This is a genomic window from Methylobacterium sp. J-078, from assembly GCF_022829285.1.
In the GTDB taxonomy this organism is placed as follows: domain Bacteria; phylum Pseudomonadota; class Alphaproteobacteria; order Rhizobiales; family Beijerinckiaceae; genus Methylobacterium.
In genome coordinates this window covers 40,283-55,415 of the sequence record NZ_JAKSYI010000145.1, presented here as the reverse complement: position 1 = coordinate 55,415, position 15,133 = coordinate 40,283, and the positions used below count along the sequence as shown (strand labels likewise).

The window sequence follows — 15,133 nt, the reverse complement described above, 5'->3', positions numbered from 1 at the left end:
CATGACAGCGGCATCGGGGTGCCGTTCGCCGATGGTAAGGGAAAAATATCCTAGATCAAGGCTTGACGCGGTTTGCCGTCCAGACGGTTCCGGGCGGGCCCAGAGGACGCCACCCGAAACCGGTGCGGAGACGGAGTGGCCGTTCAGGCCGCTTCGTCGTAATTGCCGTTGCGGGTCTGGCCGAGGCCGATGGCCTTGGCGAGGTCGGAGCGGGCCTTGGCGTAGTTCGGGGCGACCATCGGATAGTCGGGCGGCAGGCCCCACTTGGCCCGGTACTGCTCGGGGCTCATGTCGTACTTCGCCCGCAGGTGGCGCTTGAGCGACTTGAAGGTGCGGCCGTCCTCGAGACAGACGATGTGATCCGCCGTGATGGACTTCTTGACGGGAATCGCCGGCTGCAGGGGCGCGTTGGACGCCTTGGTCTCGACCTGGCCGCTCGCGACCTGCGTCAGAGCGGTATGGATGCGCGTGATCAGCTGGGCGAGTTCGCCGGGTGGGACCGGATTGTTACTCACGTAGGCCGACACGATGTCGACCGTGAGTTCCACGTAATCGGCGGATTGTTCGATGTCGATCATAACTGGAAGGACTCTCCTTAAAGCGACGCGCGGACAGGGGTTCGAGCACGCCGAGCGTTTCCACATCGGCCGGTGCCTGGCGCAGGGATCGAACCCCCTGCTTTCCCCCGTCACTCGCAACGCAGTACGGTACGCAGCGACTTCGCCCGCCACATTATCTAGGTAGGATATTCGCGATGATGTCGCAAGACGGTTCCCAGCATTCCCGGTAATCTTGAACAACTAGAGCGAACAATATTTCTAACGCCGCCGCTTGCCCGTTCATCCTGGTCTTGCGGGGAGGGATCGGCAGCGCCTCGAGACTCCGGCAGATTGCCGCAGTCCGGACATGCCGTCGTGACGCTGCCCCGCCCGTCGCGCTTGCCTGCGGGCGGGGCAGCGGGCACATGGCGCGGACGAGATTTTCGTCGGCACGGGCGGGCGTGGGATCACCCCCGACGGGAGACGGCTGAAATTCCAGGGACATGGCTCGGATGAGACGCTCCGCCGGCCAGCATTCGATCGCACGAAACCTGCGCGAACCGGCATCGACGCAGATCAAGACCCGATTCGACATCGTCCTCCCGCAATGTTTCCAGGATCTTTCGCGATGACGTCCTCCTCGACTTCGATCACCGTTTCGGCGGCCGCCCCGGTCGCGGAGGTGCGCCCCCACACCGACACGGTCCACGGCCATGTGCTGCGCGACGACTACGCCTGGCTGAAGGCCGAGAACTGGCGGGACGTGCTCAAGGACCCCGCCGCCCTGCCGGCGGACATCCGGGCCTATCTCGAGGCGGAGAACGCCTATTCGGAGACGGCGCTCGCGGGCACCGAACCCCTGCGCAAGGCGTTGGTGGCCGAGATGCGGGCCCGCATCCGGGAGGACGACAGCAGCGTTCCCGAGCCCGACGGCCCCTTCGCCTACTACACCCGCCACCGCGAGGGCGGGCAGCACCCGCTGGTCTGCCGGCGCCCGCGCGCGATCGTGGTCATCCCCGGCCAGGGCGCCGAGACCGCCGCGGACGGCGGGCCGGAGGCGGGCGAGGTCATCCTGGTGGACGGCGACCACGAGGGGGCGGGTCTCGCCTTCTTCGAGATCGCGACGGCGGTGCATTCCGACGACCACCGGCTGCTCGCCTGGAGCGCCGACACCAAGGGATCGGAACTCCACACCATCCGGGTGCGCGACCTCGAGACCGGCAAGGATCTGGACAGCGGCAAGGATCTGGACACCGGCACGGAGGCGGTGGACCGGATCGAGGCCACCGCCGGCGAGGCCGTCTGGAGCGCCGACAGCCGCGCGTTCTACTACGTCGCCGTCGACGAGAACCACCGCCCCGCCCGCGTGATGCGCCACGTCCTCGGCACCCCGCAGGCGGCCGACACCCTCGTGTACGAGGAGGCCGATTCCGGCTTCTTCGTGCATATCGGGGAGACGCAGTCGGGCGACTACCTCGTTGTCACCGCCAGCGACCACGAGACCTCGGAGGTCCACCTCCTCGACCGCCGGGCGCCCGACGCGACCCTGACCGTGGTGCAGCCGCGCCAGCCCCTGCTGATCTATTCAGTGGAGAACTGGGCGAGCCACCTCTTCATCCTCACCAACGCGGACGGCGCCGAGGACTTCAAGATCGTCACCGCGCGGATCGCGGCGCCGGGCCGCCAGAACTGGACCGACGTCGTCCCGCATCGGCCGGGCGTGATGATCCGCCACCAGCACGTCATCGCCGACCACATGGTGCGCCTCGAGATCGAGGAGGCGCGCCCCCGCATCGTGGTGCGCGACAAGCAGGGCAGCGAGCACGTCGTCGCCTTCGCGGAGGAGGCCTATTCCCTCGGCCTTCAGCCGGGCCACGAGTTCGAGACGGCGGTGATCCGCTTCACCTACTCGTCCATGACCACGCCGGCCGAGACCTACGACTACGATTGCGCCACCCGTGCCCGGCAGCTGCGCAAGCGCCAGACCGTGCCGAGCGGGCACGAACCGGCCGACTACGTCACCCGCCGCCTGTTCGCCACCGCGCCCGATGGCGAGAGCGTGCCGATCTCGCTGCTGCACCGGCGCGACACCCCCCTCGACGGGACGGCGCCGCTACTCCTCTACGGCTACGGATCCTACGGCACGCTGATGCCGGCGGCCTTCCGCACCAACCTGCTGTCGCTCGTCGATCGCGGCTTCGTCTACGCCATCGCCCACGTGCGCGGCGGGACCGAGAAGGGCTGGCGCTGGTACCTCGACGGCAAGCGCGAGAAGAAGCCCAACACCTTCACGGACTTCATCGCCTGCGGCCGGGCCCTGATCGCGGCGAACTACACCGCGCAAGGCCGCATCGTGGCCCATGGCGGCTCGGCCGGCGGCATGTTGATGGGCGCGGTCGCCAACCTCGCGCCGGAGCTGTTCGCCGCCATCGTGGCCGACGTGCCCTTCGTCGACGTGATGAACACCATGCTCGACGGCAGCCTGCCGCTCACTCCCCCGGAATGGCCCGAATGGGGCAACCCGCGGGAGAGCCTCGAGGCCTTCGAGACCATCCTGTCCTACTCGCCCTACGACAACGTGCGCCCCCAGGCTTATCCGGCGATCCTGGCGCTCGGCGGCCTCACCGACCCGCGCGTGACCTATTGGGAGCCGGCCAAGTGGGTGGCCCGCCTGCGCGCCACCCTGACGGGGGGCGGTCCGATCCTGATGCGAATCAACATGGAGGCCGGCCACGGCGGCGCCGCCGGCCGATTCGATCGGCTCGAGGAGGTCGGCCTGATCCAGGCCTTCGCGCTGCTGGCGGTAGGCAAGGCCTGAGCGGTCACGGGACCCGGGGCAGGATCGCCGAGACCGAACTCCAGATCCTGCATGCAGATCGACGGCGACATGCGCACCGAGACCGGCGGGGACCTGGCCGAGATCCGGGGCAAGTGCTCGGAGGACTGGGAGAAGCGCGTCGACATGCGTTGGTCCCAGGACGGCAGCGTGCGCCAGATGACGGTCCACACCATCGGCGGCCTGGTAACGCCCGCCCAGCCGGCGATGCGCATCGTGTCGGAGGCCGACCAACGCGCCGTCGAGGTGAAGATCCAGCCCCAGGACATCGACGACGCCCACCTCGACCAACCTGCGGTCTTGCGATTCGCCCCTTTCAACCAGCGTACGACGCCGGAGATCGACGGGGTGGTGAGCCGGGTCTCGGCGACCGCTCGGTCCTGAGCTACCCGACGAAGCTGCTGACGGACCAGATTGCCGAGGCTTGGCGCGAACGATGAAGAACACCAGGCCTCGCGTCCTTGTCAGGACAGGTGACAAGATTTCGATGTTCAACGCAGAGGAACGCCGGACCCGACTGCCTTGCGAAAATCAGAAAGACTGTACCCAAGTGCTTCAAGGGCGTGGTCGTCATTCTAAGGCATCATCAAGAATTACAGGTGTCTTATTTACGAGTATATATTGCGTATATACAGTATATTTATCAAATAATACCTAAATTTTATCGATCGCTGAAATATTTTTAGCACATGCGATCAGTATGCCTGTCCGGCGCCACTTGCGGTTGCTTGAAGCAGGAGGGCCGATAGATGACGACGATCACGACGAGGTGGGCAAACGACTGGGCGCGCGGTGTCGCGGGCGACAAGGCCGATCTGATCCTCGCCACCGCCCAGGCGGCCGCGAACAACTGGGCCAAGCACTTCCAGGGTGACCAGGACATCGTGATCGATGTCGGAATCGGCAACGTCGGAGGGCCGGGCTTTCTCGCCAATGGCGGTCCGATCTATCATCACAACGGCAGCTGGTGGGAAAAGCCCGCCATGACCAAGGCCCGTGATGGCCGCGACATCAACGGCGACACCGCGGATGGCGGGGTGACGCTCGGCATCGAGAACTTCGACAAGTATTTCTACGACCCGAAGGCCGAGCATGCCGTTCCCGGCAATCAAACGGATGCTTTCTCGCTCTTCACGCACGAAATCGGCCATGCCCTCGGGTTCGTCGGCATTTCCTGGCAGAACGACCAGTGGGGCAACCCGATCTTCGATGGCCCCAACGTCAGGGCGGTCGCCGGTCGCGCGATCGGTATCGACGGCGGGCGATCGCACATCTGGGGCGGCGAAAACATCATGGACCCCAATCTCGGCACGGGAATCCGGGAATGGATCTCGCCACTCGACCTCGCCGTCTTCCAGGATCTCGGCATGCCGATCGCCTCCGAGCGGGCCGATACCATCGGGCTCGGCAGTGTTAACGACACGTTCTTCGCCTTCGGCGGGGACGACTGGGTCGACGGCGGCTGGGGCGACGACCGGATCGACGGCAGCGCCGGCAACGACACCCTGCTCGGCGGAGACGGGAACGACACGCTGATCGGCGGCGCCGGCAACGACGTCCTCGACGGCGGCTCCGGCCGCGATACGTTCGACGGCGGCGAGGGCGTCGACCGCGTGAACTTCTCCGGCAAGAGCACCGATTACGCCGTCGTCTACGACGCCGCCAGCACCGCCGGCGCGTTCTCCATCAAGCACATCGCCACGAACACCGTCGAGACCCTCACGGGCATCGAGACCCTGAAGATCGGCGAGGTCGAACTCGACGTGAAGGGCCTGTTCGCCCACCTCCAGGGGCGCTTCGGGCCCATCGCGGCCGGGTCGAACAAGACCTTCGAGATGCCGCTGGTCGCGGCCTCCGACGATCCGTACGTCAACGACGTCCCCGAGATCGACGGCGCGTTCGTGGCGAGCGCCCTGGTGCGGTTCGACGACCTCGCCGGCGGCAACTACCAGCGCGTCTTCGACACCGGCAACGGGGCCTGGAGCGACAACGTCTGGCTCGGTCAGGTCGGCAACGGCCGCGACATGGCCTTCGAGATCTTTTCCGGCTCGACCCCGTTCCGGATCGTGGCCAAGGACGCCATCGTCCAGGGCGTGGAGGCGCGCTGGACCGCCGCCGTGGATCCGAACGGCCGCATGAGCCTGTACAAGGACAACGTGCTCCTCGCCCAGGGCCAGGGCGCCGTGCCCCGGGACGTCGCCCGCGCGAACGAATTCGTGGGCCAGTCCAACTGGTCCTGGGACACGAAGCTCGCCGGCGCCGTCCACGACCTGACCTTCAAGACCGACGTGGCCGCCGACATCGACGGGGCGCTCACCGCCAGCGTGAAGGCCCGTTTCGACGACCTCGACGCCGGCGCTTGGCAGCGCGTCTACGATTTCGGCGACCCCGTCGGCGCCAACAACGTCTTCCTCGGGCAGGTCGGGACGTCGGGCGACATGATGTTCGCCATCCTGAACGACAGCAAGTGGGGGACCGTGACCGCCAAGAACGCGATCGTGGAGGGCAAGGAGGCGACCTGGACGACCAGCGTCAACGAGGCGGGCTGGATGCGCCTGTTCAAGGACGGCGAGCTCATGGCGGAAGGTCAGGGCGTCGTGCCAAAGGACGTCGACCGCCCCAACGAGTTCATCGGCAAGTCGAACTGGTCCAACGACGCGCCGCTGGTGGGCAAGGTGAGCGACCTCGTGGTCACACCCCACCTGGGCATTCCGGAGATCGACGGGGCCTTCAAGGTCATCGCGCAGGCCCGCTTCGACGACCTCGACAGCGGCGCCTTCCAGCGCGTCTTCGACACCGGCAACGGGGCCTGGAAGGACAACATCTGGCTCGGCCAGGACTGGACCGGCGACGACATGGTGTTCGAGATCGTCACCGGCGGGACCCCCCACCGGATCACCGCCCGGGACACGATCGTGGAGGGCGAGATGGCGACCTGGCAGGCGAGCGTGGACGATGCCGGCTACATGCGCCTGATGAAGAACAACACCCTGGTGGCCGAGGGCCCCGGCGCGGTTCCCCTCGACGTCCTGCGCACCAGCGATCTCGTCGGCCAGTCGAACTGGTGGACCGACGCCGCCCTGAAGGGTCAGGTCAACGACCTGATCTTCCTTTGATTACCGGACCTCGATGGGTCCGACCCCATCGAGGTCCGCCCGCGCGGCGGCGACCGTCCGCCGAACCTCACTGACCCCGGACCGTGGGTCGGGGTCAGTGAGACTTGATACGAGGCCGGGGCACGCGCCTCCCGCATCACCAGAATGCATTCCGACGAAGCGGAAACCGGTTCGTCGCTCAAAGGCACGGCAAGACAGGAGCCTAGGGCCCCGCAGCCGGAACCTCCCCGCCTTGGGGCGGTTCCGGCTCGGAGCGCTGGCGGCGAGCCGCCTCCCGAGCCGCCGCGTCTTTGGCCGCCGCCTCTTCGGCGGCCTTCTCGGCCGCCTGCTGCGCCCGCAGGCGGGCCTGGCGCGCGGCCTCCTCGGCGGCCGCCTTCTCGGCCGCCGCCTTCTCCGCGGCGGCCCGGTCGGCGGCGGCCTTCAGGGCGGCGGCGCGGGCCTTGTCCATCTCGATACGGCCGCGCCGGCGCGCGCGCTCTGTCTGGTCGGCTTCGAACAGCTCGATCTTCTCCAGTTCCCGCTGCAGCACCAGGGCGGCGAGGCCGTTCGTGGCCGCCCCGGCATCGAGGCTGCGCTCCGGCGCCCGCAAGGGGCCACCGAAACCGAGCTGGATCGAGGGCGCCGCCCCGCTCCAGCCCTTCGGAACGGCTGCGGCCGTGAGGCTGCCGCGCGCGTCGAGGCGGGCGTCGCGCAGGTCGAGGCCGAGGGTGCCCGTCCAGCGGCCCGCGCCGAGGTCGAGGGTGAGCGGGCCCGTCCGCAGGGCGCCGCCGACGAGGCTGACCGGGCTCGTCACCGGCCCCTTCGTCCCGAGGGGGCCGGCGCCGAGTTCCTCCGCCACCAGGGCCTGCAGGCGCCCCTCCCGGAGGGGATCGTCCTCCGCGAGGGCCCGGGTCAGGGCGCGGGGCAGGCCCGCGGGATCGGCGCCCGGCAATCCGAGGCCGCTGAGGGTGAGGGTGCCGCTGCCGCCGAGATTGTTCGTCAGCCCGGTGGCGCTCTCCCCCGAGGTGCCGAAGCGCAGTTGCGCCGTGACCCGGCCCGCCACGGGGCCGCCGCCGGCCAGTTCGGCGATTCCCGCATCGGTGATCTGGCCCTCTCCGGAGATCGCCGCCGCGCCGCCCTGGCGCGAAAGGGTGGCGCTGCCGGCGATCCGGCCGCCCGCCAGGGCGCCCGAGAGGTCGCGCAGCGCCAGGGTGTCGCCGTCGAGCGCGGCGCTGAATCCGGCCCCCGTCGCGGTGAGCCCACGCCCGAGGTCGAGGGCATCGACCCGCAGGGCCAGGGCGACCGGCGGCCACCCCTCCGGGGCCGGCGCGAAGCGCAGGCTCGCCGGGTCCTGGCCCGACCCGCGCGGTGCCTGCACGGGTAGGATCGTGGCCCGCGCGAGGAGGGGCAGGGACAGGCGCGCCAGGGTGGCGCTGCCGCCGATCTCGCCGGAGGGCGCGCGGGTCAGGTCGGCCGAGACCGCCTGGCCGGCGATGCGGCCGACCACGGCGACCCGGGCATCGGCCCCGGCGCGCGAGAGGCGCAGGCCGAGTTCCGCCGGCCAGGGACCGGCCGAGGGCGCGGTACTGCCCGCCAGGGTCAGGAAGGGCGCGAGGTCGGGCAGGGACAGCTGCAACTCTCCGGCCCGCGGGAAGGGCTCGCCGGCCGCGATCAGCAGGGGCTGCACCGTAGCCACGGTGAGGTCGGCGACGGTGCCGGTGAGACGCAGGGCGAGGCCGACCTCGGGGGCGCCGGGCAGGGCGGGAACCTCCGCCCCGACGAGACGCAGGCGGCCGGGCCGGCGCAGGGCGGCAAGGTCGGGCCGCCCGAACCAGGGCGCGGCGTCGGGCGCCGCGACCGTGAGGTCGAGGGCCGCGATGCGCCCGGCCCGGCTCAGGAGGTCGAGGTCGAGGGTGCCCCCGGCCGCGTCGCCCTTGGCCCCGACCCGCAGGGTGTCGGCCGCACCCGCGTCCCGCTCCAGGCTGACCGCGAGGTCGAGGGCGCCCGCCCGCAGGAAGGCCGGCACCCCCCGGGCCTCGGCGATCCAGACCCGGTCGAGGAGCGCGAACAGGGGGGCCGCCACCGCCGCCGAGACCCGCCCGGCGATGCGCCCGGTGCCGTCGGGGGCGATGCGCCCCGAGAGCCGGGCGTTGGCGCCGGCCAGATCGGTGATGTCGAGGCTGTCGACCGCGAGGCCGGCGCCGTCGGACTGGATGCTGGCCGCGATGGTGCCGTTGCCCGAATGCGCCCCGGCCGGCCCGTAGTGCACGTCGCGGGCCTGGAGGGTGAGGCCAAGATCGTGGCCCTTCAGCTCCGCCAGCGCCCCGCTCAGGGACGGCAGGGCGGCGATGTCGATGCCCTGGCCCACCAGCTGCGCGTCGAACCGCCCCCGGCCCGTCCCCTCGGCGGCGGTGTAGCGGGCGTTGCCGGTGATGCGGGCCTCCCCGAGGTTGAGGCGCAGGTTGCGCAGCGAGAGGCTGGGCGCGGCCACCGAGAGGTCGGTGCCGAGCTGGACCGGGCGCCCGTCCAGCACCGCCACGGCGGGTCCCTCGAGGCCGAGGCGGCGCAGGTAGCGGCCGAGCCCGTCCGAGGCCGGCGTGTCGAGGGAAAGGTGCCCGCTGAAGCGCAAGCCCCCCGTGGTATCGATCTCGCCGCTGGCGCCGAGCACCGCCGCGCCCGGCGCGGTGACGTCGAGGCGACGCAGGACGAGGCCGCCGGTGCGGTCGAGGGTGGCGGAGAGAGCGAGGCCCGACCATTCGTCGAGGCCCAGGGCCAGGGTCTCCACCGCGAGGTCGAGGTCGAGCATGATGGGCAGCCCGGCCCAGCCGCGGGCAGCGGTGCCCCGGGCCTCGGCGGTAGGCAGGCCGCGCGCGATCAGGGCCTGCCCCCCCGCCGAAGTCAGGAAGGCGTCGAGATCGAGGCGCCGGGCGCCGAGGGCGAGGGCGCCGCGCCACTGCCGCAGGTCGAGCCGCCCGGTGCCGCCGAGGCGCAGGGCCTGGCCGCCGGGGTCGATCTCGAGGGCGACGTCGCTGAAGGCCACCGCCAGGCCGCGCCCGGTGAATTTGCCGCCCAGCGAGAACGGCAGGTAGGCGCCCGCCGCCTGGACCGGGGGGCCGACCACGATCCGGGCGCTGCCCTCCGCCTCCGGCACCAGGATGCGCTGACCCGACGCCTTGAGCGCGGCGGCGCGGGCGGCCGGTGCCCCCTTCTGCGTCTCCTTGGGCGCCGCCAGGGTGATGCGCGCGTCGGCCTCGAAGCGGGGCTGGGTGTCGCCGCCGCCCGAGATCTTCACGGCGACCCCGTCCGCCCCCGCTTCGCCGGTGGCGATCCGGAACGGCACGCCCCGGCTCGTGCCCTCGACCCGCCACGGGCCGAGGAGGGCGGGGGCCGAGACCTGCAGGGCCTCGGCATAGAACTGCTCGGTCCGCCCCGTGGCGGGCACCTGGGTGGTGAGCACGAACTGGCGGATCGCGAGGTCCTCGATGGCGAGGTCGCGCGTCGCGGCCGGCCAGCCCTCCGCCGGCACCAGCACGCCCTCGCCCTCGCTGACGGGCAGCTTCACCTCGGCCCGGCCGATCCGGGTCTCGGTGAAACGGACCTCGCCCTTGAGGAGGGGCGCGAGGGCGACCTCCGCCCGGACCCAGTGCAGGTCGAGGCCCGGCGTCTCGCCGCCCGGTTTCTCGGTGGCGCCGGGGCCGAGCCGGAGCCGGTCGAGCTTCAGGCGCGGGGAGGGCAGCAGGCGTAACCCGATGCGCCCCTCGGTGTGCACCTCGATCCCGAGGGAACGCCCGATCGTCCGGTCGAGGAGACCGCGATAGCCCTCCCAGGCCACGAAGGGCGGCACGGCGAGCGCCGCCACGAGGAGCAGGATGACGGCACCCGCCAGTGCGGTCAGGAGGTCACGCACCGTTACTGTTCCGCCTCGTTACTTGAACCCGCTGCGGCATAGCACACCGGACACGGAATGCGCCTCCGTTCCGGCGCGCGCGGGCCGGATGGGCTGGCGTGCCCGAACGGGCGGGTCGAACCGTCGCCGCGTCGATCGCCCTCAGTCCGTCCCGTCGCCGAGGTGCGTCGGAACACTTGCGCGCGGAATGTGCATTTTGCGCTCGGAATGGGCAGTGGCGAATAGTCGTCTATCCTTCTGTTCGCAGCAACGCATAAGGATTAAACAAAATGCGCATCATATCAGCTTTCATGCTGGCGATGATGGTTGTCGCGCTGTCTGTTTCGGATGTGAGTGCTCGTAAAAAAGGCAAGTCTCCGGGATATCGTCCCCCTCCGCAGGCGCAGGCTTGGCCGGCCCCCGGCCTTCGCGGTCGAGCCGACCTGCGACGCGACCCCCTGGGGATAATCCAACGCCAGGGTGTGAGCAGCCTCTACGGGGGGATGGGCAACATGGGCGGCGGTTCCGGGCGCAGCGCCAATACGGGCGTTGGGCTGGGGGCTCACGGCAACAGCCAGGGTCCCCGCTTCTGATGGCGGCCCGCCGTCCCCCGGTCGGCCGTGGGGCCGCCGGGGTGCGGCAGGCTCAACGCCGACCCGGAACCACGATCGGCGCGGCGGGCGCGCTCGGCCGGAACAGGTCGCCGCGGTCGATCTGCATCCGGGTCTGGTTGCTGTTGAACTGCTGGCGCTGCTCGATGCCGCGGATCTCGCTGCGGGTGGAAAGCCGGTCGTTGGTGGCGTTGAGGCTGTTGATGGCGCCGTTGGAGGATTGGGCGAGGGCGGGGCCGGCGGCGAGCAGCGCGAGGGCGGCGAGGAGTGCGCGGGCGGCGGGCATGGCATGATCCTGCGTGTGAGCGGGTTTGAGTTTTGATCTGGTGATGCGACGCGCCGGGGGGAAGGCGGGTTCCCGAACGGGTGCGCGGCACCCGACGCTTCATCCCGCGCCGGACGGCCGGAGCGCGGGAAACGCCCGCGTTCCGGCGTCGTGCCTCATGCCGGGACGAGAACGGTCTGACCGGCTGCGACGATCCTCGCCCGCAGGCGCTGCGCCCGCACAATCCCGCGTCGCTGCCGAAGCCCGGATGATGCGCGGATCGCGTCCGCGCGACCCGATGGGGGGAGGGGAAGCGTCAGGCTGGTCGCCCTCACGACGCCCTTGCGGGGCCAGGGAGACGGCCGCGCGACGGGCTGGCCGGCGAGGATGCGCGCGACTTCGGGCGGGGCGGAGTGCGAGTGGATGCGGTTTCGGAGGCCGAGACGGCGACAGGATGGCGCCGTTTCACGGTACGAGCCCTGGAAGCGCGCGGAAATTGATCGACTGTTCGCGAGCGGGCGTTCCGCCTGCGCCCCATCCCAATACCTTCAACCTGTGTGATCTCAGCACTACCCGCTGATTTGCAGATTTGTAATCCACTCATGCTCAGGGTGTAATTCATCCAACCAGAGAATCAATTGTTCTTTTTCTTTGGAAGAAAATTTAGGCAAGCAAACTTTGAAATCTATCTGGTCCTTAATTCTACAATGTCTGGCTTTAAAAAGCATGACATTCGCTGGAGCAAGGTACGGGATATCCGCCTTGCTTACACGAACGGCGTCGGGGCGTGCCATACTTATTGTCTGATCGTGCTTGTAGACCCACAGGTCTGGCGTCCCTTGCTCGATCATCAGGTCCACTCGCCAACAACCATGCCGCATGTCTGCCCCCCAAAGCTGCCACACATCGCTTGGGAGGTCGGCTGACGGGGGCAAATATTCGATCGCTCCGTCTTTGACGGTAAAAAAATCCAGATCATGTAAAGTCGCGCGAAATGGATTTACGTCATTGCGAAGAACGACAAACTCCAAGTCTTCATGCTCGCGTGTTTGTTCGTCATGCCAGATGTCCAAAGCCCATCCGCCTGCGACGTACCATGGGAGGATCACGTCTCGGAGACGCTGACCGAGTTCGTGGGGGGACCATGCATCCCAAGCGTCCTCGTCGAGAGGGTTCATCGAAATGTCCGGATGGAGTACGTGTAAAGAACGAAAGGCGATAAGCGGACCTCCCCGAGGCCCGCAATGGGGTGGGAGCGCACGGCGCCATAGGAGCGAGCCCCCGCGCCGGCGTGAGCCAGGCGAGACCGTCGCGGCGAATTGGAGCGACATCGGCCCCGGAACGCACCCCACCCTCGACGCCGTTCGCGTTTTGGTCCAGGGATGCGCGATGACCCAGCACTCCGACGCGGCCGGCGCATCCGCCTCCGACGCCGCTCCGACCTCCATCGCCGCCCGCGCCATGGCCTCGCTGCGGCCGCAGGGCTCGCCCTATCTCGAGGGCCTGAACGCCGAGCAGCGCCGCGCCGTCGAGGCGACGGACGGGCCGGTCCTCGTGCTCGCGGGAGCCGGCACCGGCAAGACCCGGGTGCTGACGACGCGCATCGCCCACCTCATCGCGACGGCCAAGGCGCGGCCCTTCGACATCCTCTCGGTGACCTTCACCAACAAGGCCGCCCGCGAGATGAAGCACCGCATCGGCGGGCTCATCGGGCCGGCGGGCGAAGGCATGCCCTGGCTCGGCACCTTCCATTCCATCGGCACCAAGATCCTGCGCCGGCACGCGGAGCTCGTGGGCCTGCGCTCCGACTTCACGATTCTCGGCATGGACGACCAGCTTCGCCTTATGAAGCAGGTCATCGTCGACCAGAACATCGACGAGAAGCGCTGGCCTGCCCGCGCCCTCTCCTCGGCCATCGACGGCTGGAAGAATCGCGGCCTCCTGCCCGAGCAGGTGCCGCCGGGCGAGGCGGGAGCCTTCGCCTTCGGCAAGGGCGGCGCGCTCTATTCGGCCTACCAGGCCCGGCTCCTGACTCTCAACGCCGCCGATTTCGGCGATCTCCTGCTGCTCTGCCTCAAGCTGTGGCGCGAGAACCCGGACGTGCTGGAAAACTACCAGCAACGCTTCCGCTACATCCTGGTCGACGAGTACCAGGACACCAACGTCGCCCAGTACCTCTGGCTGCGCCTGCTGGCGCAGGGCCACCGCAACGTGGCCTGCGTCGGCGACGACGACCAGTCGATCTACGGCTGGCGCGGCGCCGAGGTCGACAACATCCTGCGCTTCGAGCACGATTTTCCTGGCGCCGTGGTGGTGCGTCTCGAGCGCAACTACCGCTCCACCGGCCACATCCTCGCCGCCGCCTCCGGCCTCATCGCGAAGAACGAGGGGCGGCTGGGCAAGACGCTTCGCACCGAGGACGTGGCCGGCGAGAAGGTGACCGTGTCGGGCGCCTGGGATTCTGAAGAAGAGGCGCGCCAGGTCGCCGAAGCGATCGAGAGTTTGCAGGCCAAGCAGCACCCGCTCTCCGAGATCGCCGTGCTGGTGCGGATCTCCGCGCAGATGCGCGAGATCGAGGACCGCTTCGTCCAGCTCGGCCTGCCCTACCGGGTCATCGGGGGCCCGCGCTTCTACGAGCGGGCCGAGATCCGCGACGCGCTGGCGTACTTGCGTGTCACCGCCAATCCCTCCGACGACCTTGCTTTTGAGCGCATCTTCAACACCCCGAAGCGCGGTCTGGGCGACGCCACCCTGCAGGCGCTGCACGCCTATTCCCGCGCGCAAGGGGTGCCGCTCCTCCAGGCCGCGCGCCTCGTGGTCGAGACCGACGAGTTGAAGCCCCGCGCCCGCTCCGGCGTGCGCGCCCTGGTGGAGAGCTTTTCACGGTGGTCGCGGCTGGTGGGAACCCAGCCGCATTCTGAGGTGGCCCAGACCATTCTGGAGGAATCCGGCTACACCGAGATGTGGCAGAAGGAGAAGTCGGCCGACGCCGCCGGGCGCCTGGAGAACCTCAAGGAGTTCGTGCGCTCCATGGAGGAGTTTCCCGATCTCGCCGCCTTCCTGGAGCACGTCTCCCTCGTCATGGAGGCCAGCGAGCAGGAGGGGGCCGACCGCGTCTCGCTGATGACCCTGCACGCCGCCAAAGGCCTCGAGTTCGACACCGTGTTCCTGCCCGGCTGGGAGGACGGCCTGTTCCCCAACCAGCGGGCGCTCGACGAGAGCGGCCGCGCCGGTCTCGAGGAGGAGCGGCGCCTCGCCCATGTGGGCCTGACCCGCGCCCGCAAGCGCGCCAAGCTGTCATTCGCCGTCAACCGGCGCATCCACGGCCTGTGGTCCTCCACGGTGCCGAGCCGCTTCATCGACGAATTGCCCGAGGACAGCGTGGACGTCCTCGACGCCCCCGCCCACTTCTCGGCCGGGGCCTCGCGCTTCGACCGCAACCCGACGCCCTTCGGCTCGTCCTACGGCACGCCGGGCTGGCAGCGGGCCCAGGCCAACACGGCGCAAAGCGGCAATGCCAACGGCTACGGGGTCGGCAACCGTTCGCCCGTTAGCCGTGGCGGCCCGCGCCAGATCGAGGGCGAGCTCATTGCCAAGTCCACGGGGGCGCCTTCGGCGTTCAGCGTCGACATGCGGGTGTTCCACACCAAGTTCGGCCCCGGCACCGTGGCGGGTGTGGACGGCAACAAGCTCACCGTTGATTTCGACAAGGCCGGCCGGAAGATGGTGCTCGACAGCTTCATCCAGGCGGCCTGATCGCGGGGCGCCTTCGGATCTGCGGAGTGCGTCGCCGAATGCGGAGTGCGTCTTCTACGGCACAGGACCGGGCAATCGGCCGGCGCGGCACGATTTCTCCCGCGGCGCAGCATCGGCGCAGACTTTTTACATCATTCGCAAGAAT

The 15,133-nt window shown here is 69.3% G+C and carries 7 protein-coding genes and 1 pseudogene; 4 read left to right on the top strand and 4 right to left on the bottom strand.

Translation table 11 applies throughout. The features are described 5' to 3' along the window. Positions 1 to 143: 143 nt before the first annotated feature. Positions 144 to 578 (bottom strand): MucR family transcriptional regulator, encoded by a 435-nt coding sequence (locus MKK58_RS26495; protein ID WP_243915952.1) that lies wholly within the window; start codon positions 576 to 578, stop codon positions 144 to 146. A gap of 589 nt (positions 579 to 1,167) precedes the next feature. On the opposite strand from MKK58_RS26495, the gene MKK58_RS26490 reads away from it, so the two are divergent. The 3 genes and pseudogenes from MKK58_RS26490 to MKK58_RS26480 all read left to right on the top strand — a co-directional run bounded on the left by MKK58_RS26490 (position 1,168) and on the right by MKK58_RS26480 (position 6,491). Next, on the top strand, positions 1,168 to 3,357 hold the full coding sequence (locus MKK58_RS26490; protein ID WP_243915951.1) for a S9 family peptidase: 2,190 nt from the start codon (positions 1,168 to 1,170) through the stop codon (positions 3,355 to 3,357). Further along, positions 3,327 to 3,815 (top strand): annotated as a pseudogene (locus MKK58_RS26485) (HlyD family type I secretion periplasmic adaptor subunit); the annotation flags it as partial. The gene MKK58_RS26490 and the pseudogene MKK58_RS26485, both read left to right, overlap by 31 nt. Positions 3,816 to 4,124: 309 nt before the next feature. Next, entirely contained in the window at positions 4,125 to 6,491 is a 2,367-nt protein-coding gene (locus tag MKK58_RS26480; RefSeq protein WP_243915950.1) for a hemolysin, read from the top strand. A 202-nt stretch (positions 6,492 to 6,693) separates the two neighbouring features. Here the strand turns inward: MKK58_RS26480 and MKK58_RS26475 are convergent, their stop codons facing one another. From MKK58_RS26475 to MKK58_RS26465, 3 genes are all read right to left on the bottom strand, one after another. Beyond that, entirely contained in the window at positions 6,694 to 10,377 is a 3,684-nt protein-coding gene (locus tag MKK58_RS26475; protein WP_243915949.1) for an AsmA family protein, read from the bottom strand. Positions 10,378 to 11,001: 624 nt separating this feature from the next. Beyond that, entirely contained in the window at positions 11,002 to 11,253 is a 252-nt protein-coding gene (locus MKK58_RS26470; protein WP_243915948.1) for a hypothetical protein, read from the bottom strand. Positions 11,254 to 11,801: 548 nt separating this feature from the next. Continuing rightward, a complete protein-coding gene (locus MKK58_RS26465) occupies positions 11,802 to 12,410 on the bottom strand; it encodes a nucleotidyltransferase domain-containing protein (protein ID WP_243915947.1) in 609 nt (202 codons plus the stop codon). Between the two features lie 211 nt (positions 12,411 to 12,621). On the opposite strand from MKK58_RS26465, the gene MKK58_RS26460 reads away from it, so the two are divergent. Continuing rightward, the gene (locus MKK58_RS26460; protein WP_243915946.1) at positions 12,622 to 14,988 is read left to right on the top strand and encodes an ATP-dependent helicase; all 2,367 of its coding nucleotides are present in this window, start codon (positions 12,622 to 12,624) and stop codon (positions 14,986 to 14,988) included. The last annotated feature ends 145 nt before the right edge of the window (positions 14,989 to 15,133 follow it).

Excerpts from the sequence above, each read along its gene's own strand:
- MKK58_RS26495 (WP_243915952.1), bottom strand. The coding sequence starts at position 578 with ATGATCGACATCGAACAATCCGCCGATTACGTGGAACTCACGGTCGAC.
- MKK58_RS26490 (WP_243915951.1), top strand. The coding sequence starts at position 1,168 with ATGACGTCCTCCTCGACTTCGATCACCGTTTCGGCGGCCGCCCCGGTC.
- MKK58_RS26480 (WP_243915950.1), top strand. The coding sequence starts at position 4,125 with ATGACGACGATCACGACGAGGTGGGCAAACGACTGGGCGCGCGGTGTC.
- MKK58_RS26470 (WP_243915948.1), bottom strand. The coding sequence starts at position 11,253 with ATGCCCGCCGCCCGCGCACTCCTCGCCGCCCTCGCGCTGCTCGCCGCC.
- MKK58_RS26465 (WP_243915947.1), bottom strand. The coding sequence starts at position 12,410 with ATGAACCCTCTCGACGAGGACGCTTGGGATGCATGGTCCCCCCACGAA.
- MKK58_RS26460 (WP_243915946.1), top strand. The coding sequence starts at position 12,622 with ATGACCCAGCACTCCGACGCGGCCGGCGCATCCGCCTCCGACGCCGCT.